Source organism: Geodermatophilus sp. URMC 65, assembly GCF_053502545.1.
This window is the reverse complement of the sequence record NZ_CP199954.1, coordinates 2,240,282-2,260,294: the sequence shown is the minus strand read 5'-3', so window position 1 is coordinate 2,260,294 and position 20,013 is coordinate 2,240,282. Positions and strand designations below refer to the sequence as shown.

Genomic DNA, 20,013 nt, shown 5'->3' with positions numbered 1-20,013 from the left:
GCCACACCGCTGCGTTGAGGGTCTGCTGCAGGAGAACCGACATGTCATCGGCGTTGATGTGCCGGAAAGACTGAGCCTATCTTCCGCTCGGAATCTGGGATGGACGCGTCTTCTGGAGTTGCGGTCCCGAGCCGACGTGGACGCGTCGGTGATTGGTTTCCCCGACGATGATGCTCTTGTCGACGCGGCGGGTGTCGGCGAGGTCCTTAGATACTTCCGGTCGAATGACGGGTTCCTCCTGGGTCGATTCAGGGATCCTGTTACGGGTGAACGGTCACGGAACGTGAGAGTTGACGGGGCCGCCTCGCCGAGAAGCTTGTCGTTTGGCGACATCTTCAGTTGCGCAAATTCTAACGCGATGTTTGTTGATGGTCGGTCCCTGGCCGTCCTGGGGGGCTTCAACGAGTCGTTCGGCGTGGGCGCTCGATACGGTTCTGGGGAGGATGTTGACATTGTTGTGCGGGCGCGCTTTGCCGGGATACCGATCCGCGCGGTGAACAAAGTTCTAGCTGCCCACCCAGTAAAGAGTGGTCAGCTCGACAAATACTATGCGGGGAGTATCGCGCTTCTGGCTTATCACCTACGGCGGTCGGGACATCCGGTCTTGGTCCTGATGTTGCTGCGTCGACTCGCTAACGGATTGCGCCTGGCACTGCAGGGGCAGATACGATACCGCGTACTTGTCAGGGCCTGGAGTCATCTCGTTGAGCAGTTAAGCGGCGTGCAAAGGGCGCGTGGGTCCGGCAGGGTGAAAGCCCGACCCGAGATCCAGCTGAGTCAAGTCCTGCTGGCGAAGTATTCTGAGGGACGGGGCCCCGCATCCGTGGTGACTTGGTTCAATCACCATACTGCTATAGAGAGCTTGTTCCGAGCTAAGGTCGCACTGTCGGCCTTCACTCACATCGGCATCGATGGCACACTCCTTGAGTTGCTCCTGGGGCGAGATGTCGGCCGGACAAGTGCTGATCTCGTGCTTCCAAATTTGTTGCCGCGCCTACAAAACGCCCGTATTGCTCTTATTGGAGGGAACGCGCGCGATCTACACGATCGATCGGCTGCTGTCATGAGGCTGCTTCGGAGTGGTAGTCGCGTAGTTCTGGCAATCGACGGCTATGCAGGGATGCGCGATGAATCGGACATTGTGACACGCGTAACGGATGCAAATGCGGACGTCATTATCATCGGTGCCGGCGCGCCAACACAAGACCGTATAGCAAGTGACCTCTCCGCAGCCAAGGGCGCGAAGCTAGTACTAACCTGCGGCGGATATATGGATCAGCTGCTGTATCCTCTTTACTATCCCAAGTGGGCGCATAAATTTCGTCTCGGATGGGCTGTTCGCGTGGCGCGTGAGCCGCGAAGGCTATGGAAGCGCTACACGGTGGGTGTCCTGAGGGGTTGCACGGCGCGACGGATCATGCGTCTCGCCCTTCGGCGCGAGGGCTTCGAGGCTCGTCCGTACGCGTACGTCTCCACCAAGCGCGCTGAGGTGCTGTAACACCGTGGGTGTCGCCGCGATTCAACGGCCTGCCGAGGGTGTGCGGATCGGCGCTGCTGCTCTCGGATGTTTGATCGGTGGCTACCCGCTCCTAGTGCTCGCTGGTGTGGAGTATCTCGCAGTTGTTTTGTATTGCTTTTCAGGTCTGCTTTTCTTGATTTGGTCCGTGGTGTCTTCCGGTGGATCTATTCGCCTACCCCTCGTAGCCTGGACAGGGGGTTGCCTCCTGGTGGCGGGAGTCGTTTACTCTTACGCTGGCCATAACCAAGCGCTCTTCTATATCGTCCGGGATGTGACCGTCTACATGGGGCCATTGGGGCTCTACTTATTGGTGAGAGGGTTTAGGCCGAGCGAGAGGCGTCTGATTAGCCGATCAGCGGTGGTACTTTTGTTAGCCAACGGTTGCGCGGCCGTCCTCTTGCTTGTTTGGGGGCGACCGTTAGCCGTCAACACAATCTTCTCGATATCTGCCCTCTCTCAACGAACGGTTCATAACTTCAGTTCTCCAGACCTCCTGCTGGGCGTCGCGGTGGCTCGGCCGGCTGCATTCTTATCCTTCGCCACTTCCTTGTCGATCGCGGCACTAGTGTTTGTGGCCGCCTGCAGGCCCTCGGTTCGGCCGTACTCTTTTCTTATTGTTTCCTTATTTGGCCTCCTGGCTATAACTCGCACTGTCTTTGTCATTGGCATTGCCGGCTTGCTGCTTATAACTGCCGGGCGGCGAGTGCGCAGACTAGGTCGTCTGGTTATCGCCTTGGGCTACCTCGGCGTGGCGGTGTTAGTGACATCGGCACTCTCCGGCGATAGTAGCGTCGGGGAGTCCGTCGTTGCCCGCGGTGCTAATAGCACCGCGGCACGATCGGCAATCTACGAAGCGACGATTGCGTACTGGGTAAACTTCAACTCCCGGTTCCCCTTCGGTGGACTTGGGAACCCGGTAGAATTGTCGTCCGTTCCCTACCCGCTAGGGTCACACTCCATGTATCTCGGCACGCTATTCCGCTTCGGCGCCTTAGGGTTGGCCGGGGTTCTTCTAGTATTACTGGCCTTGATGACTCTCGCCGCCCGGAGCAGCTTGGGGGGGACCGCTTGGGTTTGCTCAATCCTGATTGTCTTTATCGTCGAGGACGTAACTCTCGATCCTCTTAACTGGCTGGGAGTGTTCCTTGCACTAGGTCTGTTTGCGGGAAGTGTCTCGGAATGGACGGGGCCTGCTGGGGAGCGGACGGAAGTAGGAGGCGTACGTGTGGCGACAAGTTGATGTCGATGCTTCTCTCACATCGTCGTGGTTGCTTCAGGACTGGTATGACAATCCGGAATTTAAGTCGAAGCTGCTTCTATTGCTCTTCCGACTCGCGCAGGCGCTTCGCAGCATCGACAATGTTGTGGGTTTCGTGGCGGGGGTTTTTGTAACCGTGCCTTACAAGCTGCTCTCGGAAATTCTTGGTGTGGAACTGCCCGTGTCCACTAGGGTTGGCCGGGCGCTGCAGATTCGGCATGGGTTTGGCCTGGTAGTGAATCCTCACGCGGTTATTGGGTCGCGGGTTCGCTTGAGACATGGGACAACTATCGGTAACCGGAAGGGGCCGTACGATTGTCCGGTGATCGAGGACGGCTGCGACATCGGAGCCGGGAGCATCCTGCTCGGTCGGATTGTGCTTGGGGAAGGCTGCAGGGTGGGGGCAGGGTCGGTCGTCCTTACAAGCGTGCCATCCGGGGCGTCGGTGGCTGGGAATCCCGCTCGTCTGCTGAACTCATAGTCGTGTTTCCTTGGAGGGCTTTGGGGGATTGTGTATGTTCTCGTCCCCGTTCGTAGCCCCATCTACTGCAGTCACTGGAGAGACATGGAGCTGAGGGAAATCCTGGCCGCCTTGCGGGCCGCATGGTGGCTACCGCTCGGTGGGGTCATTTTCGGGGGCGGGGCGGCTCTTCTGGTCAGCCTGCTCCAAACCCCGCACTACACCGCTGCAACGCAGTTCTTTGTTTCGGCGCGTGACACGACGTCCACCTCGGAGGCATTCCAGGGGAGTCAGTTCTCTCAGGAGCGAGTTGCCTCGTACGCCCGTTTGGTCACGGGCGAGGAGCTGGCACGGCGGGTGATTGACCGGCTCGGCCTTGACGGGACGCCTCGAGCACTCAGTGAGCAGCTTGCCGCTACCGTCGCACCCGACACCGTGCTGATTGACGTGACTGTGACGGACCCGTCCGCTGAGCAGGCTCAGCGGATCGCTGATGCGGTCGGAGACGAGTTCATTGTCTTCGTCACCGAGCTTGAGACCCCTGACGACGGCGGCGGCTCGCCCGTCAAGGTGACCGTGACCGACCAGCCCGAAGTCCCTTCTGTAGCGACTTCGCCCCAGACGGCGCGGAACGTGGTTCTCGGCCTGCTCCTCGGCTTCTTGATCGGCGCAGGGCTGGCCATACTGCGAGGCCGTCTCGACCGGTCGGTCAAGGACCCAGACGAGGTCGTCGAGCTGGCGGGCGCGCCGGTCATCGGCACGGTCCTCCGGGACGAGGCGCTGGAGAAGCAGCACACGATCGATCGGAACAGCACCAACCGCACGGCGGAGGACTACCGGCAGCTCCGCAACAACCTGCAGTTCCTCAACGTCGACGAGCCGCCCAAGGTCATCATGGTCTCGAGTGCCCTCCCCTCCGAGGGGAAGACGACGGCGGTGGTCAACCTGGGGCTGGCCCTGGCTGATGCCGGCCGCCGGGTGACCATCGTCGAGGCCGACCTCCGCAAGCCCAAGGTCACCCGGTACCTCGGGATGGTGGGCGGCGTGGGCCTCACCAACATCCTCGCCGGCACGGCAGACCTCGACGAGGTTGTTCAGCGGTACGGGTCGGGGGAGCTGTCGGTCATCGCGGCCGGGCCCACGCCACCCAATCCGGGCGAGCTGCTTGCCTCCAGTCACATGTTCTCGCTGCTCGACAAGCTGCGAGCTGAGAACGACTTCGTGCTCGTCGACGCCCCGCCGCTGCTCCCGGTCGCCGACTCCACCGGGCTCGCCGTTTACATGGACGGCGTCCTGCTCTCCGTCCGCTACGGGAGTACCCGCAAGGAGCAGCTCCAGCAGGCGGCGGCGACGCTCGAGCGGGTCGGCGCCAAGACGCTCGGCGTCATCATCAACATCGTCCCGCCCAAGGCGGCGCTAGCCACTGCCTACGGGTACGGGTACTCCTACGGCTACGACCAGCCGGGCAAGGGTGCGACCGCGGCTGAGTGAGCCGCCGGTCGAGCGGACAACCTCTCTCGCCGTGTTCCAAGCAACACTTTCCGTTAACGAGACGCTGCGGTACGTTCACTCCGCCGGTTGAACGCTGGAGTCCCTGGCGCACTGGCAGTCACCGCTGAGGCACGGACGTCTCAGCGTCTCCACGGGGGTAGAGATTTCACTGCTCGGCGAACGTGACGTACTCGTCCGTCACTCTCCGCGTGCAACTCGTAGCTCGACGTCAGGCTTCACGGCGCGGCTGCGCGGCGAGGGGACGCTGGTCCGGCGCGCCTGGCGCGGGGCCTACGTGCGTCGCATCGTCGCAGCCGATGCGTTCTCCGCCCTGATCGCCAGTGCGCTCGGCTACCTCGTCCGGTTCGGCCCGTCCGGGGCCGACGGGCCATACGTGTCGCTCGGGGTCGCGCTGACACTCCCGCTGGTGTGGGTCGCCGCAATGCTGATGGCCCGCTCCTACGAGGAGCGGTTCCTCTGGGTGGGCGCCGACGAGTTCCGCCGGGTGTTCTTCGCGGCCGCACTGCTGCTGGCCACGGTCGGCACCGTCTCGTGGGCCTTCAAGCTGGAGGTCGCCCGCGGCTTCGTCGTCCTCGCGCTGCCGCTCGCCACCCTGCTGACCCTGGCCCAGCGCTACGCACACCGGCAGTGGCTCCACCGCAGGCGCCGGCACGGTCGCTTCCAGCAGACCACGCTGCTCGTCGGCCACCGGGCCGGCGTGGAGGCGCTGCACCAGCAGTTGGAGCGCGAGGTCTACCACGGCTACCGCGTCGTCGGGTGCGCCCTTCCGGGTGGCCGCGACGTCGCCGCCCAGTTCGACGGCCTGCCGGTGCTGGGGGACCTCGACGAGGTCGTCGACATCGTCCGGGGGTTCGAGGTCGACACGGTCGCCGTCCTGCCGTCGCCCGAGCTCGACGGGCCGGCGCTGCGCCGGCTCGGCTGGGACCTCGAGGACACCCGCGCCGAGCTCCTGCTGGCCCCCGCGGTCACCGAGGTCGCCGGCCCCCGGGTGCGCATTCGACCGGTCGCCGGGCTGCCGCTGCTGCACATGGAGCGGCCCGAGCTGACCGGCGTCCGCCGGCTGACCAAAGAGGCGTTCGACCGCACCAGTGCGGCACTGGGCATCCTCTTCCTCGCTCCGGTGTTGCTGGGCCTTGCCCTGGCCGTGAAGGTCACCAGCCACGGGCCGGTGTTCTTCCAGCAGGAGCGGATCGGCCGCGACGGCCGGACCTTCTCGATGCTGAAGTTCCGCAGCATGGTCGTCGGCGCCGACCGGATGGTCGACGACCTGGCCGACGAGAGCGACGGGAACGGCGTCCTCTTCAAGAAGAAGGTCGACCCTCGGGTCACCACCGTCGGCAAGGTCCTGCGCCGCTACTCGCTCGACGAGCTCCCGCAGCTCATCAACGTCGTCCGCGGGGACATGTCCCTCGTGGGCCCGCGGCCGCCGCTGCAGAGCGAGGTCGAGCGCTACGGCTACGACATGCACCGCCGCTTCCTGGTCAAGCCCGGCCTGACGGGCCTGTGGCAGGTCAGCGGCCGCTCCGACCTGTCCTGGGACGACTCGGTGCGCATCGACGTCCGCTACGTCGAGAACTGGTCGCTCACCTTCGACTTCATGATCCTCTGGAAGACCGCGGGTGCGGTGCTCCGCGGGTCCGGGGCCTACTGAGCGGCCACACTGGGGGAGTGCCCCGCCACTGGTCGCCCGAGCCGGTGTTCACCGTGCTCCTGGTCTGCACCGGCAACATCTGCCGGTCGGCGCTCGGCGAGCGCCTGGGGCGGGCGTACCTGGCGGACGTCCTGGGCGAGGACGCCGGCGCGGTCCAGCTGGTGAGCGCCGGCGTCCAGGCCGTCGTCGGCTCGGCCATGCACCCCGACAGCGCCCTGGTGCTCCAAGGCCTCGGCGGCAGCCCGGACGGCTTCGTGGCCCGTCAGCTCGTCGACGACATGGCCATCGACGCCGACCTGACGCTCACCATGACGCGCCAGCACCGCCGCGACGTCCTGCGCATGGCGCCGCGTGCGCTCGCCCGCACCTTCACCCTCCGCGAGGCGGCCGGCCTGCTGGACATCGTGGGGGAGGACGTCGAGGTCCCCGGCGACGGCCTCGCCGACCGGGCCCGCAACCTCGTCAAGGAACTCGCCGCCGCGCGCTCCCGCCGGCAGAGCGGCAAGGGCGACGACATCCGGGACCCCGTCGGCCTGCCGCCCGAGGTGCACCAGGAGGTCGGCGACGCGGTGGCGGGAGCGCTCATCCCCGTCCTGTCGCGGATCGCCGCCCTGCGCCGGGCGGACGTCCCGGCCTGAGCCCGTGCCGCTCAGACGGCAACGGGAGCGGGCAGCTGCACCCGCACGCTGGTGAACAGGACCTCGGCCAGCGGGCGGAGCGCTGCGACGACCAGGCCGGCGACCTCGTGGTGAACCACCGCGGGCTGCCCGATCGGGTCGGTGGTGTCGTCGCTGTCCGCGGTCGGCCGGCCGGCGCGGGCGGCGTCCAGCCGGCGGCCCAGTTCACGGGCACGTGCGGTGAGTGGGAGCAGGGACAGACCGGTCAGGTCCGCCCGCTGCAGCAGGCCCGCGGCCTCGGACAGCGTGAACGTGCGACGCAGGCCCCGAGGACTGGCCTCGAGCACGGTGCGGCGCTGGTCGCGGGTCATGGTGAGCACCAGGTCGGCGTCCGCTGCCAACTCCGGGGTGAACTCGCGTGACCGGAAGCCGGCCGGATCGCCGCCCAGCTCGACGAGCGCGGCGGCGGTGTGCGGGTCGATCGGCCGGTCCGCGACCGCACTGAGACCGACACTCTCGATCTGGACCATGTCGGCCTCGGGGCTGTGAGCCAGCTTCTCCCGTGCCCAGGCCGTGGCGAGCCGCTCGGCGACCGGTGAGCGACACACGTTGCCGGTGCAGACGAAGAGGATGCGCACGGCTCGACGCTAGGGCGCATGAAGTCGCGACAGGCGCATTGGCTGAGCGACCTCACCCGCGCTGGGGAGGCGCACGCGCATCGTCTGACGCAGCCTTGAGCGGCCCCCTGTCAGTGGGCTGATCGACCCCACATCAGAAAGGTGCTCCCGCCCTCGCAGATCAGGTTCTAGATGAACGCGATCCTTGCGGGTCAGGAGCACCTTTCACATCGCCGGAGAAAGCTGATCGATCATGCGCGGTGAAAGCCCCGGGCTAGGGCGTCACTTCGCGCACAAGGCGTAGACCGTCATGTGCCAGGGTCCTGCGCCGGGAGTGTCCGAACGTCCGATTGCCTGGACGCCGAGTCTGAAGGCGGTTGGCACGGCGACCTCGACCTTGCCCGGCAGGCTGGTGAAGGCGGCCGCACCGGTGACGCGCGTACCGCTGGGGCACGAGACCGTGCCGATAATGCGGTTGGTGGGGCCCGAGTTGAACTGCTCCTGCGCGAGTCGGAGATCTCCGAAGGCGTTGGGTATGACACAGACCGTGAATGCGGTCACGTTCCACTCCCCGTCGAAACCGTCAAGGTCCTCGGTGCCGGTCGCGGTGGAGCGGTTCGAGAACAAGGGGCCGCCCTCGACGCTCGTGCCGAGCTGGACCTGGCCTTGGCCGCCGTCAATGCGACCGCCCGCGCCGAGGGCCTGCTTGCCGGCAAGGCACCTCGCGCTGATCCCCTGGAAGGGGTCGGAGCCGGGTGTGCCGGCCTCGCTGACGATCTCCAGGCCGGGCAGCGGGTCGGAGCAGATGGCGAACGCCTGCACCGACCAGTTGCCGTTGAAGCCGACCTGGTCCTCGGAGGCCGAGGCGTGGAAGAGCTCACCCGAGCTGTCCGAGATCGGCTCCTGCTGGGTGATCACCACGTGCTGCGCGCCGTTGACCCGGGCGCCGCCGCCAATGACCCTCTTGCCCGTGGGGCACTCGGCGGCGATCGTCTTGTCGCGCTTCGAGTCGGAGACCGACAGCTCGCTCTCGATGGTGGCGTTCGGCACGGTCGAGGCCGACGCCGAGCCTTGAGCGACGACCTGTAACCCAACAAAGACGCCGATGGCCACGGCGCCGACCCAGCGGCGGGTGATCCTGCCGCTGACGGCTTTCCCTTTCCCATGCTCGGGCCGGCGCGCAGGCCCAAGCAGACGACCCATCCCGGCAGCGGCGGGTGCCCGCACGGCGCCGGTGGGGGCTCGGTTTCTGGAGCTCGTCATCGGACAGTTCCCTTCTCGCTGATCAACTGCGCCGAGCACGTATGGCCGGCCGGAACGGGGGTTCCACCCGTTACGGCGTGACGAGCCGTTCCATGCCGTTCCATGCCGTTCCACCGAGACGGGCGAGCACCCCTGCGCCGCGGTATCAACGAGCAGGGCGGTGTCCTCTGACCATCAGGGACGGTCGTCACGGGGAGAACCGAGGGCGCTGGGTGAGCACAGCCGCAGGCGAGACGCGGGTTGGTCATTCGGAGGCGGCTCAGCTGTCCGGTCAACCCGGCGAGGACGTCCGGGCCCTGCTGCGCCTCGGTGACCGGGCGCTCCATGTTGAGGGTTCCCTGCGGGCCGGTCGGCGATGGTTCGACGCGGCGTATCGCGCGGCGCGGGTCCAGGAGCGGCCCGAGGAGATGGCCGTGGCGGCGCTGGGGCTCGGTGGCCTCTGGGTGCACGAACGCCGAGCCGCGGCGGACGCCGCCGAGGTGGAGATGCGCCAACGTCATGCCCTGCGCGGGCTCCATCCGCGATCCCCGGTGGCTCTGCGACTGCGCGCCAGGCTTGCCGGTGAGGCGGACTACCGCGGTGGCGGGCACTCCGCGGTGCTGGCCGCGGTGGACGAGGCCCGCTCGGCGGATGACCCGCTCGCCCTGGCCGAGGCGCTCAGCATCGCGCACCACTGCCTGCTCGGGCCCGAGCACGCCAGGCAGCGGCTCGACCTGGCCGATGAGCTGCTGCGCGTGGGCTCCCGAACCGGTCGGCGCGGCGACGTGTTCATGGGCTTGCTCTGGCGCACCATCGACCTGTTCCTGGCCGCTGACCCGCAGGCCGAGCGGTCGCTCGCCGAGCTCGATGCCGCCCTGGCTGAGCAGGATCACCTGGCCATTGGGTTCATCGCCGCCGCCTGCCACGTGATGCTGCGCATCCGCGACGGCCGCTTCGACGAGGCGGAAGCCCTTGCGGCTGACTGCGCCGGGCTGGGGGCCGCGGCGGGGGACGCCGACGCCCAGGGCTGGTACGGCGCTCAGCTGATCGCGATCCGCTGGTTTCAGGGACGCAGTGGAGAGCTGGTGCCGACGCTCGCCGAGCTGGTGCACTCCCCGACCCTGAGTGCGGCCGACAACGCCGTCTTCGCCGCACTTGCGGTGGCCGCCGCGACCGTCGGCGATCGGCGGCAGGCGACGTGCGCGCTGGGCCGGCTGTCCGGTCGCGGTCTGTCCAACCTGGTGCGTTCGAGCAGCTGGTTGGTGGCCATGTACGGCGTGGTGGAGGCCGCCCATCTGCTGGATGACGTGCCGATAGCCGCTCAGGCGTACGCCCTGGTGCTGCCCTTCGCCGAGCTGCCCATGATGGGCAGCCTCGCCGTGGCCTGCTTCGGGTCCACGCATCACGCGCTGGGTGTGGCCTCCATGACCGTCGGGGAGCCCGATCGTGCGGTCGCGCACCTACAGGCCGCGGTCCGGGCCAACGAGGCGCTCGGGCATTGGCCGGCCGCTGTCCTGTCCCGACACCGCCTGGGCGAGGCGCGCAGTCGCCGGGCGCGGCCGGGCGACGGCCCGTTGGCGGCCGCCGAACTGACCGCCGCGGCCGCCGAGGCCGCCACTCTCGGCATGGCCCTCTCGCGCGTCGACGCGGTCGCAACGGCCCGTTCCCGCGTCGGCACACCGCCGAGGGCTCCCAGCACCGACTCACTTCTGTGCCGGCGCCGGGGTCGCAAGTGGGAAGTCCAGCTCGGACACCGGACCGCGGTCGTCGGCGACAGTGTGGGGATGAAACACCTGAACACGCTGATCGGCCACGCCGGGCGGGAGATCTCCGCCCTCGATCTTGCCCAGGGTGCGCCGCCGGCCGACACGCCGCACCCGGCGCGAGCGGCTGCATCAAGGCAGCCGCAGCTGGACGAGGTGGCCATGCGGAACTACCGCCGCCGCGTGGCGCAACTACGCGCGCAGATCGACGAGTACGACGCCATGAACGACCTGGCACACGCGGCGAAAGCCCGCACGGAACGAGACTGGCTCATCACCGAACTCCAGGCCGCTGCCGGATTGTCCGGACGAGTGCGGCATTTCACCCACGACGCCGAACGCGCCCGGATCGCCGTGACCAAGGCGATCCACCGCGCCCTCGATCGCCTGGAAGCGACCGACCCGACGATCGGCGCCGAACTGCGCAGCCGGGTACAGACCGGCCTGCGCTGCTGCCTTCACCTGGAGTAATCGGCAGGGCAGGTCGAAACCCAAGCGCCGTCCCGGCATCCCGCCTTGCCCAGCGGAGCCGGCGAAACCATCACCGAGAACTTGCAACCTCTTCTGGAGTCTGTGGGTCAGGACGTATCGGTCCGGTTCTTCGCACCTTGACAGTCCCCTGACCTACACGTGTCTGAAGCCGCCCGCAGGGACACCCAGCCACGTCGGCACGGTCAGGTTCGGACGTTGTCTGGAGCCGATGGCCGCCCGGGGTGATCTCAGGCCAGGTGGTCTTCGATGAGCGCCGCGCCGCGCTCCGCTCCGCCGGCGTCGCGGATGGCCCGCCGCATGCGCTCGAGGTTGGCCCGGACCTGCTCATCCGTGGTGACCCGGGAGACGGCTTGCCGCAGGGTGTCCGGGGTCAGCGTGTCGCTGGCGAGGCGTTCCCCGAGACCCAGCTCCACGATGCGGTCGGCGTTGGCGGCCTGTTCGGGCATCTGCGGGAGGCAGACGAGGGGGACGCCGTAGTAGAGGGCCTCCATCGTGGAGTTCATCCCGGCATGCGAGATGAATGCCCGCGCGTGGCGCAGCACCGCGGGTTGCGGGAAGCGCGGCCGGACGTCGACTCGGGGTGGGACTGGCGCGACCGCGGTTCGGTCCAGGTCCCCGATGGTCATCGCCACCTGCCAGGCGCCGTCACCGAAGGCCTCGATGCAGGTGCGGTAGAACGCGGGGTTGTCGGTGAAGATCGTGCCCAGCGAGATGTACAGCACGGGGGCGTGCGGGGCCGGCGGTGACCATGGTTCCCGCTGCTCACGGCGACCGGGCAACGGGCCCAGGAAGTGGAAGCGGTCGTCGAACGAGTCGCCGGCGGGCTGGAACTCGCGGGGGATGAAGACCAGGTTCACCGCTTCGGTGACGTTCATCGTCCCGGCGACGTCGATGTCGACCCCGTGCTCGGTGGAGAAGCGTGCGCAGTCCTCGGCCAGGGCCGCCATCTGGGGGTGGTCCGGGTCGAGCCCCTCGGTGAGCCGGTCGTCGAGCGAGTACGCGTCGTTCTCCGCCAGGTTGGGGATCAGCCGGACGGCGGGGATGTCTAGGTGGTGGGCCGCCAGCCGGGCCGGCCAGTTGGTCACGTCGTAGCAGACCGCGTCCGGCCGAGCGGTGCGGCAGTACTCGAGGAGCACCGGATAGGTCGCGCGCATCGCGGCGAAGTAGTGCCGGAACCAGGAGGCGATCAGATCCGGGCCGACCTGCGCGGGCGGGCGGAACGGCGCCATCGGCGGCAGCTGCACCCACTGCGCACCGGCGCCGGTCACGACGTCGGCGAAGTCGGCGGCCGTGGCGTAGGCGACCCGATGGCCTCGCTGGACGAGCTCCTCGACCAGCGGGAGCGTGGGGGTGACGTGCCCGTGCCCGGCGAGCGCCACGAACAGCACGTGTCGTGCCCTGCGCACGGGGATCCTCCCGACCGGGCTGTTTACGTGCGGTCGTCGCCTTCGACCGAACCCCTCCGGTCGGCCTCCGCGTCGGCTCGGCCCACCGGGACGCCGCCGTCGGTCTCCCGGCCGGGATCGACGTCCAGCTGGAACCCCTCCCCGACGTTGCTGGGCCGCTCGTCGTCATCGGCTCCGCTGCGCCGGGCGTCTGCTTCCGCGTCGGCGGCGCCGACCGGCATGCCGCCGTCGGTCGAGCTGCTGCTCGTCTCGTTGTCGGGCGGGACGCTTCCGGCGCTGGGTTGAGTCGTCATGGTGGCCTCCGGCCTCGCCGTCGTCTCAGGACCCGGCATACCCGCCGGGGCGGTGCAGCACACGGCGTGCCCGGCCCGGCAGCCGGAGGATCGCCCGGCTCAGCGGGGGACGTCGGGCAGCGCCTGGGAGCTGAACTCCTCGGCGTTCTGCGACAGCGAGTCGGTCTGCAGGTAGCCCCACATGCGCTCGCCGGCGACGTCGTCGAGGTAGACGACGCTCGCCGCGCCCTCGGTGCCGGCCGGCCTGCGGCCGCGCTCAGGCGAGCCCTCCCGTTTGGATGATGTCGGCCTCGGGGCTGTGTTGCCTGCTTCTCCCGTACTCATGTCATGCCGAGCCGTTCGGCGACCGGCGAGCGGCACACGTTGCCGGTGCAGACGAGAAGGATGCTCACGGCTCGGCGCTGGGGCGATCCCGGCCAGGTCGCTTCTCCCCAGACCCCGTCACCCGAGCTGGGGAGGTGGTCCACTGCTTGACCGCTGAAGACCCTCTGGACGTGCCAATACAAGCTTGACCTAATACAAGGTCAGGCTTAAGCTCCGCTCGTGCTCGTCGACTGGTCGCCTGAGTTCGACCAGTGGTTGGGGCACGTGGAAGCGCAGGGAGGGCGGGTTCTCGAGATCGCCACAGCGCTTCTCCAGGCGTTGATGGAGCTCCAACAGAAGCCGGAGGAATCGGCCACCTTCAAGAGGGTGTGGCAAGCCAAGCGCCACGAGCTGTGGCGAGTAGCGCATCCCTACGACCCGGAGGCTGCTGTGCGGATCATCTGCTGGTTCCCGTCGGATGAAACCGTGGTCGTGGCTCTCGTGGGCTTCGACAAGAAGTCGATCGGCGACGTCTTCTACACGAGTGCGGCAGCTCGTGGCGAGGCGCTCGTCGACCAGTGGATCCGCCAGCACCAAGGAGGCATGCAGTGAGCGACGAGGACCAATTCGTGCGGGGCAACGAGCGCATCGCGCGACTCGCAGCTCGTCCTGACCTCGCGGAAGGTGTTGCCCGGACGCGGCGAGAGATGGCAGAAGCCGATCGTGCTCACGCGGTGGGGCTTGCGGCCATGCGCAAGGCAGCTGAGAGAACCCAGGTCGAGATAGCGCAGAAGCTCGGGGTCTCGCAGGCCCGGGTCAGCCAGATCGAACAGAACCAGGACATGCTGCTCTCAACGCTGAACAGCTACCTCGAAGCGATCGGCGGGCACGCCACGCTCGTCATCCACTTCGAGGGCGGCAAGGACGTGGAGCTGGATCTGTCGAGCGTCGCCCGCGGCAGCTGAATCCAACACGCACGAGCGCGTCGCCTACGCGTGCTACGGGGTCACCGAGGCGCCGCGGCCTCGGCTTGCCTCCCCGGCGCCGAGTCAGCGGCGTCCATTGGCAAGCCCCGGATCGTCAGCGAGGGACGTCGGGCAGCGCCTGGGAGCTGAACTCCTCGGCGTTCGGCGACAGCGAGTCGGTCTGCAGGTAGCCCCACATGCGCTCGCCGGCGACGTCGTCGAGGTAGACGACGCTCGCCGCCCCCTCGGTGCCGGTGCCCAGCACCGGTGCGGTGAAGAAGTCGACGGTGTCCGGCGTCAGGCCGCGCAGCGAGTAGGCCAGCGTGAGCATGTCGGTGTTGCCGAGCTGCTCGTCGACCGAGACGGCGCTGGTCACCGCCAGCAGCGCGGCGTCGAGCCGGCCGGGGTCGGTGAAGGTGTCGGTGCTGAAGAGCTTGCCGAACATCGCCTGCAGGTACTGCTGCTGCCGGCGCACCCGGTCGAAGTCGCCGCCGGGCAGGCCGTAGCGCTGCCCGAGGTACCAGCGCGCCTGGTCGCCGTCGAGGTGGTTGACGCCGGCGGGGAAGGTGTACGGCCCGTTGCTGGTGGTCTCCGCGACGACGACGTCCACCCCGCCCAGGCCGTCGGTGACCTGGATGAGCCCCTCGAAGTCGATGGCGACGTAGTGGTCGATCCGGACGTCGGTCAACTGCTCGACGGTCTGGATGAGCAGCGTGGGGCCGCCGTAGGCGTAGGCCGCGTTGACCTTGTCCATGCCGTGACCGGGGATGTCGACCCACGAGTCGCGCGGGACGGAGATCAGCTGCGCGTGCTGCCGGTCGGCCGAGAACCGGGCGATCATGATGGCGTCGGAGCGGCCGCCGGCGGCGGTGCCCTCCTCGGCGGTGGCGCGGGTGTCCGACCCGACCAGCAGGAAGGTCACCGGCTCCTCACCGGCCTGCTGCGCCGGCGTCGCCGGCGCGGGGCGGGCCCCCTCATCGAGGCTCGCGAAGACGTCGGAGACGCGGTCGATGTTGCCGGCGTAGCGGTCGGTGAAGAACCAGAAGGCCCCGCCGACCAACAGCGCGAGCACCAGGCCCAGCGCGGCGATGCTGATCAGCACCCGGCGCAGCCGACGGCGCCGCGGCGCCGTCTCGGTGTCTGCCTCCGGTGCGGCGGTCTCGACACTGCTCACGTGGGCCCCCGTCCACCAGACGACCCGACCGAATGTACGGATGGCGACGGGGCCCGTCAGGCGGCTGCTACTCCTGGGGGTGGGGTCACGCCCCGGCCGACGAACGCGGCAGTGCGGGGGCGACGAGCGTGTCGGGGCCCGGCGTCCCGATCTCCCGGCGCTCGGCGCGGTTGATCGCCCGCCCCAGCAGGACGGCGGCGGGGACGGCGAGCAGCACCCAGACCACCACGGCGGTCCACACCCAGCCCACCTGCGACTCCTCGTCCGTGCGCAACCCTGTGCGGAGTAGAGCGCAGGTGGGCGGACGTGTGGGACCCCCGGAGCGCGGGGATGGTGGCCGCTGTGGTGTCCGTGACGGACCGGTACCTCCTGCTACCAATGGGTGAGCGGATCGGGCAGACTGCTGTTCGTGTTCACGCTCCCGGTGGTCCGTCGTGCTCGATCGGGTGACGGGGAGGCGACGACGTCCTCCGGTGGACGCAGCCACTGGCACCGCTTCCGCTGGGCCGGCGACGACGCCTTCAGCGGCTCGAGCCTCTACGCCTGCCGCTGCGGCGTCGTCCGTCCGGCACCCTGACCTGACTCCGGTAGGTGAGGTCCCCGGCTCGGATGGCCCGGGAACACGGCGGCCCCGTAGGTTCGATCCGGCAGCGGTGGCAGTGGGCCGCGGTAGCAGTTCTCTAGTACGGGGTGAGCGTTGATGAAGGTCTCGGTCATCGGCTGTGGCTACCTCGGCGCGGTGCACGCGGCGTCGATGGCGGAGCTGGGTCACGAGGTCGTCGGCATCGACGTCGACGAGCCGAAGATCGCGACGCTGAACCAAGCGCGCGCACCGTTCTACGAGCCCGGCTTCGAGGAGCTGCTGGCTCGCACGCTGGCCACCGGCCGGCTCCGTTTCGGCACCGACATCTCCGAGGCCGCCGGGTCGCAGGTGCACTTCGTCTGCGTGGGGACGCCGCAGAAGCGGGGCGAGTACGCCGCCGACATGCGCTACGTCGAGGCGGCCGTGGAGTCGCTGCTGCAGGTGATCGCGCCGGGTGAGCTGGTGGCCGGCAAGTCCACCGTGCCGGTCGGGACGGCGGGCCGGCTGGCCGAGCTGGTCTCGGACAAGGTGCCCGGCGCGATGCTGGCGTGGAACCCGGAGTTCCTGCGCGAGGGTTTCGCCGTCCAGGACACCCTGCACCCCGACCGGCTCGTCTACGGCCTGCCTGCCGGCCAGGACCGCGAGATCGCCGAGCGGATGCTCGACGAGGTCTACGCCGACATCGTCGCCCGTCAGACCCCCAAGGTCGTCACCGACTACGCCACGGCGGAGATGGTGAAGACCGCGGCCAACTCGTTCCTCGCTACGAAGATCAGCTTCATCAACGCGATGGCCGAGCTGTGCGAGGCCACCGGCGCCGACGTCAAGCAGCTCGCGGACGCCATCGGCTACGACGACCGGATCGGCCGCAAGTTCCTCAACGCCGGCCTGGGCTTCGGCGGCGGCTGCCTGCCCAAGGACATCCGCGCGTTCATGGCCCGCGCCGGTGAGCTGGGAGCCGACCAGGCACTGACCTTCCTGCGCGAGGTCGACAACATCAACATGCGCCGCCGCATCCGCATGGTGGAGCTGGCCCGCGAGGTCTGCGACGGCTCGCTGCTCGGCAAGCACATCGCCGTGCTCGGGGCCGCCTTCAAGCCCGACAGCGACGACATCCGCGACAGCCCGGCCCTCAACGTCGCGGCCCAGCTGCAGCTGCAGGGCGCCGTCGTGACCGTCACCGACCCCGCCGCGATCGAGAACTCCCGTCGGCAGTGGCCGCAGCTCGACTACGCCGCCACGCCGGAGGAGGCGGCCGAGCGCGCCGACGCCGTCCTGGTGCTCACCGAGTGGCGGCAGTACCGCGAGCTCGACCCGGTCGCCTTCGGCGAGGTCGTAGCGCAGAAGCGGGTGCTCGACGGGCGCAACGCCGTCGACCGCGAGGCCTGGACCGCCGCCGGCTGGACCTACCGCGCCCTGGGCCGCCGCGCCGGCTGACGGCGACCGACGGGGGCGTGTCGCGTTCCCGCGGAAACGCATCGAGGTGCCGGCTCGACGGCGTTCCCGCGGGAACGTCCGCCCAGCGACTACGGGCGCCCGCGGGGTTCGTAGCGGCTGTCGACCTCGCCAGGATCGGCGCCGCACACGTCGCACGGTCCCTCTGCCGCGAGGTGTGCACCAAAGCCAGGGCAGCGGAACCGGGGCGGGGCGTCGGGCGGCACGGTGGGCGGCGGCGACGTCGGCCAGCGCCCACTGCTGCGGCGACGCCAGAACGGGGGCACGACGTCAGCGTCCCACCGGAGACGGCCGATGCCGGGTCACGGGGAGGCCGCCCAGCGGGCCCGCAACTCCGGCGCCTCTCCCGCCGTCCATGGAGTAGGCCGTCTCCCGGGACAGCCGTCGTCCGCTGACCGAACCGCGTTGCGTCGCCGACTCCGAACGCCCTAGCGTCGCTCCCCTCGTGGGCGGGAGGACGTGCCCCGTCTGTGCCTGTGACTCAGCGGATCGGAGGTGCGGAGCGGGATGTCCTGCCGCCTCGTCGCGCTCAGCTTCGACGCGAACGACCCGCTCCGTCTCGCGCGCTTCTGGGCCGGCCTCCTGGGCTGGGAGATGGCCGACGAGTCCCACGACGGCATCGCGCTCCTGCCGAGCGATGACACCGGGTTCCGGATCCGCTTCCTCCCGACGCAGGAGCCGAAGGCCGGCCAGAACCGGATGCACTTCGATCTGACGAGCACGTCCCTCGAGGACCAGCAGCAGACGGTGGCGCGGTCGCTGGAACTGGGCGCCCGGCACATCGACGTCGGTCAGCGCCCGGAGGAGGGTCATGTGGTGCTGGCCGACCCCGAGGGCAACGAGTTCTGCGTCATCGGGCCGGGCAACGCCTTCCTCGCCGACTGCGGGTTCGTCGGGGCGCTCGCGTGTGACGGCTCGCAGGAGGTCGGGTACTTCTGGCGCGACGCGCTGGGCTGGCCGTTGGTCTGGGACCAGGACCAGGAGACCGCGATCCGCTCGCCGCAGGGCGGTCCGAAGATCACCTGGGGCGGTCCGCCGCTGATGCCGAAGACCGGGAAGAACCGGCTGCACCTCGACCTCGCCCCACCTGTCTCCGGCGACCAGCGAGCGGAGGTCGAGCGTCTCGTCTCCCTCGGGGCGACTCGGATCGACATCGGCCAGGGCGAGGTCGGCTGGGTCGTGATGGCCGACCCCGATGGCAACGAGTTCTGCGTGCTGACCCCTCGCTAGCGCGACCGGCTGTGCCGGGCGTCGGCTCATCGAGGATGCCCCCGAGGACTCAACTCAGGACGGGGCGAGCGGGCGGTAGCTCAGGGATGGTCCAGCAGCTCCGCTCGGCCGAGCGGCGCTCGACTCCCCTCCCGTCACTCGCGGGCCGGAGGCTGCTCCGCTGCGGCCAGGATGCGTTCGACGTTCTCCGGTGCGAAGAAGTCAGCCGGTGACTCGACCCCGGCGTTGAGCCGCGCGAACTCGTCCATCGCCTCCTGGTTGCCGTGGACGGCGGCGAGCAGGCGCTGGAGATCCGGCGGCGGGGGCTCGAGTGCGGCGAGCTCGAGGGTGAACTCGTACATCGCCACGACCCGCTCGTCCCGTCTCGACTGGTACTCGCTCATGGCGGCCTCGAACGGCCGCACGCCGGAGAAGACCTCGTGCAGTGCCGCGGCGCAGAGCTCGGCGTCCCGGAAGGCGTCCTGGATGCCCTGGGCGGTGATGGGGTCCTTGTTGTAACCGGCGTCCCCGACCAGCGCCCAGCCGGGCCCGTAGGGCTTGCGGAAGAAGTTGGGCACCGCGGCGCCGACCAGGCGTGCCTCGCGGCTGGCCGTGCGGAGCCGGTCGGCGAGCTGGGGAGCCAGCTCGAGCGTCTGCAGGTAGTTGCCCTCGAGATCCTTCTTGTTGGCCTCGAACTCTGCGAACGGCCACCCGACGATGACCAGCGTCAGGTCGTCGTTGGTCGGCAACGCGGCGAACCCACGGTGCGGGCGGAGGTATGTCTCCCACCGGCCGTCCACCGGCAAGCCGCTCCAGTAGGTGTAGTAGCCGCACAGGCGCGGCGGCTGCTCGCGGTACTGCTCCGGTCGCACGACCCGGGCCACGAACGAGTGCAGGCCGTCCGCGCCGACGACCACCCGGGCGCGCTCGGTGACGGTCCGGCGTTCGTCCTTGCCGTGACCGCGGACCCCGACGACCGCGCCGTCCTCGGTGACCAGTTCGTTGACCGTGAAGCCCTCCCGGATCACGGCGCCCGACTCGGCCGCCGCCTCGACCAGCTGTTGGTCCAGCACCGTCCGCCGCGGGGCGTACGCGACGGGGGAGTCGGGGGTCCCCGGTGACCCGGAGATGGTGAAGGGCCCGAAGTCGAACGCGTACGTGTCGATCGGCGGACATCCCGTGGCGATGACACGGTCGAGGAGGCCCCAGCGCTGCAGCGCCGCCACCCCCGGGGGATGGATGACGTGCGTGGAGATCGTGTCGCTGGGGAAGGTCGCGCGGTCCACGACCAGGACCCGGTAGCCGTACCGGGCCAGCAGCATCGCGGTGGACGACCCGGCACACCGCGCGCCGACGACGATGACGTCGTACTGATCCTCGTCCATGTCGCACCGCCCAGGGGGCAGAGGCTGGGACTGCCGGACGTAGCGGGTCCGTACGCGTGGAACTGTACCGCCGGACCAGGCTGTAGCTGATCCGGTGAGCGCGCCCGGC

General features: G+C 68.8%; 20 protein-coding genes. 11 read left to right on the top strand and 9 right to left on the bottom strand.

Annotated features, from left to right (window positions below; all coding sequences use genetic code 11):
- Nucleotides 1–136: 136 nt before the first annotated feature.
- From ACWIX7_RS10995 to ACWIX7_RS10975, 5 genes are all read left to right on the top strand, one after another.
- A complete protein-coding gene (locus ACWIX7_RS10995) occupies nucleotides 137–1,498 on the top strand; it encodes a WecB/TagA/CpsF family glycosyltransferase (protein ID WP_448621573.1) in 1,362 nt (453 codons plus the stop codon).
- Between the two features lie 1,244 nt (nucleotides 1,499–2,742).
- Complete coding sequence (locus ACWIX7_RS10990) at nucleotides 2,743–3,258, top strand: serine acetyltransferase (protein ID WP_448621572.1); 516 nt, start codon at nucleotides 2,743–2,745, stop codon at nucleotides 3,256–3,258.
- 84 nt (nucleotides 3,259–3,342) lie between these two features.
- Nucleotides 3,343–4,728, top strand: coding sequence for a polysaccharide biosynthesis tyrosine autokinase (locus ACWIX7_RS10985; RefSeq protein WP_448621571.1), 1,386 nt, complete (start codon nucleotides 3,343–3,345; stop codon nucleotides 4,726–4,728).
- Between the two features lie 295 nt (nucleotides 4,729–5,023).
- Nucleotides 5,024–6,400 carry a sugar transferase gene (locus ACWIX7_RS10980; protein ID WP_448621570.1) on the top strand — a complete coding sequence of 459 codons (1,377 nt, stop codon included), beginning with the start codon at nucleotides 5,024–5,026 and terminating at the stop codon, nucleotides 6,398–6,400.
- Nucleotides 6,401–6,417: 17 nt separating this feature from the next.
- Entirely contained in the window at nucleotides 6,418–7,038 is a 621-nt protein-coding gene (locus ACWIX7_RS10975; protein ID WP_448621569.1) for an arsenate reductase/protein-tyrosine-phosphatase family protein, read from the top strand.
- Between the two features lie 11 nt (nucleotides 7,039–7,049).
- Here ACWIX7_RS10975 and ACWIX7_RS10970 read toward each other — a convergent pair whose 3' ends face one another.
- Nucleotides 7,050–7,655: an arsenate reductase/protein-tyrosine-phosphatase family protein gene (locus ACWIX7_RS10970; protein WP_448621568.1), complete on the bottom strand. Its 606-nt coding sequence runs from the start codon at nucleotides 7,653–7,655 to the stop codon at nucleotides 7,050–7,052.
- A 261-nt stretch (nucleotides 7,656–7,916) separates the two neighbouring features.
- Entirely contained in the window at nucleotides 7,917–8,747 is an 831-nt protein-coding gene (locus ACWIX7_RS10965) for a hypothetical protein (protein ID WP_448621567.1), read from the bottom strand.
- A gap of 362 nt (nucleotides 8,748–9,109) precedes the next feature.
- Between ACWIX7_RS10965 and ACWIX7_RS10960 the strand changes: the two genes are divergently transcribed.
- The gene (locus ACWIX7_RS10960) at nucleotides 9,110–11,110 is read left to right on the top strand and encodes a hypothetical protein (protein ID WP_448621566.1); all 2,001 of its coding nucleotides are present in this window, start codon (nucleotides 9,110–9,112) and stop codon (nucleotides 11,108–11,110) included.
- Between the two features lie 248 nt (nucleotides 11,111–11,358).
- On the opposite strand, the gene ACWIX7_RS10955 is transcribed toward ACWIX7_RS10960, so the two are convergent.
- The 4 genes from ACWIX7_RS10955 to ACWIX7_RS10940 all read right to left on the bottom strand — a co-directional run bounded on the left by ACWIX7_RS10955 (nucleotide 11,359) and on the right by ACWIX7_RS10940 (nucleotide 13,222).
- Entirely contained in the window at nucleotides 11,359–12,537 is a 1,179-nt protein-coding gene (locus ACWIX7_RS10955; protein WP_448621565.1) for a macrolide family glycosyltransferase, read from the bottom strand.
- Between the two features lie 23 nt (nucleotides 12,538–12,560).
- The gene (locus tag ACWIX7_RS10950) at nucleotides 12,561–12,830 is read right to left on the bottom strand and encodes a hypothetical protein (RefSeq protein WP_448621564.1); all 270 of its coding nucleotides are present in this window, start codon (nucleotides 12,828–12,830) and stop codon (nucleotides 12,561–12,563) included.
- 99 nt (nucleotides 12,831–12,929) lie between these two features.
- Complete coding sequence (locus tag ACWIX7_RS10945) at nucleotides 12,930–13,154, bottom strand: hypothetical protein (protein WP_448621563.1); 225 nt, start codon at nucleotides 13,152–13,154, stop codon at nucleotides 12,930–12,932.
- Entirely contained in the window at nucleotides 13,151–13,222 is a 72-nt protein-coding gene (locus ACWIX7_RS10940) for an arsenate reductase/protein-tyrosine-phosphatase family protein (RefSeq protein WP_448622146.1), read from the bottom strand. Before ACWIX7_RS10940 ends, ACWIX7_RS10945 begins: the two co-directional genes overlap by 4 nt.
- A gap of 151 nt (nucleotides 13,223–13,373) precedes the next feature.
- Here ACWIX7_RS10940 and ACWIX7_RS10935 point away from each other — a divergent pair, with 151 nt between their 5' ends.
- Both ACWIX7_RS10935 and ACWIX7_RS10930 read left to right on the top strand, forming a co-directional pair.
- Nucleotides 13,374–13,745 carry a hypothetical protein gene (locus ACWIX7_RS10935; RefSeq protein WP_448621562.1) on the top strand — a complete coding sequence of 124 codons (372 nt, stop codon included), beginning with the start codon at nucleotides 13,374–13,376 and terminating at the stop codon, nucleotides 13,743–13,745.
- A complete protein-coding gene (locus ACWIX7_RS10930) occupies nucleotides 13,742–14,098 on the top strand; it encodes a helix-turn-helix domain-containing protein (RefSeq protein WP_448621561.1) in 357 nt (118 codons plus the stop codon). The genes ACWIX7_RS10935 and ACWIX7_RS10930 overlap by 4 nt, the downstream gene beginning before the upstream one ends.
- A gap of 115 nt (nucleotides 14,099–14,213) precedes the next feature.
- On the opposite strand, the gene ACWIX7_RS10925 is transcribed toward ACWIX7_RS10930, so the two are convergent.
- Entirely contained in the window at nucleotides 14,214–15,272 is a 1,059-nt protein-coding gene (locus ACWIX7_RS10925) for an LCP family protein (protein WP_448621560.1), read from the bottom strand.
- A gap of 85 nt (nucleotides 15,273–15,357) precedes the next feature.
- Entirely contained in the window at nucleotides 15,358–15,522 is a 165-nt protein-coding gene (locus ACWIX7_RS10920) for a hypothetical protein (protein ID WP_448621559.1), read from the bottom strand.
- Nucleotides 15,523–15,681: 159 nt separating this feature from the next.
- Between ACWIX7_RS10920 and ACWIX7_RS10915 the strand changes: the two genes are divergently transcribed.
- The 3 genes from ACWIX7_RS10915 to ACWIX7_RS10905 all read left to right on the top strand — a co-directional run bounded on the left by ACWIX7_RS10915 (nucleotide 15,682) and on the right by ACWIX7_RS10905 (nucleotide 18,540).
- Nucleotides 15,682–15,849, top strand: coding sequence for a hypothetical protein (locus tag ACWIX7_RS10915; protein WP_448621558.1), 168 nt, complete (start codon nucleotides 15,682–15,684; stop codon nucleotides 15,847–15,849).
- Between the two features lie 123 nt (nucleotides 15,850–15,972).
- Nucleotides 15,973–17,292, top strand: a complete 1,320-nt coding sequence (locus ACWIX7_RS10910) for a UDP-glucose dehydrogenase family protein (protein ID WP_448621557.1) — start codon at nucleotides 15,973–15,975, stop codon at nucleotides 17,290–17,292.
- 525 nt (nucleotides 17,293–17,817) lie between these two features.
- Nucleotides 17,818–18,540, top strand: a complete 723-nt coding sequence (locus ACWIX7_RS10905) for a VOC family protein (RefSeq protein WP_448621556.1) — start codon at nucleotides 17,818–17,820, stop codon at nucleotides 18,538–18,540.
- Between the two features lie 134 nt (nucleotides 18,541–18,674).
- On the opposite strand, the gene ACWIX7_RS10900 is transcribed toward ACWIX7_RS10905, so the two are convergent.
- On the bottom strand, nucleotides 18,675–19,904 hold the full coding sequence (locus tag ACWIX7_RS10900; protein WP_448621555.1) for an NAD(P)/FAD-dependent oxidoreductase: 1,230 nt from the start codon (nucleotides 19,902–19,904) through the stop codon (nucleotides 18,675–18,677).
- Nucleotides 19,905–20,013: the final 109 nt, after the last annotated feature.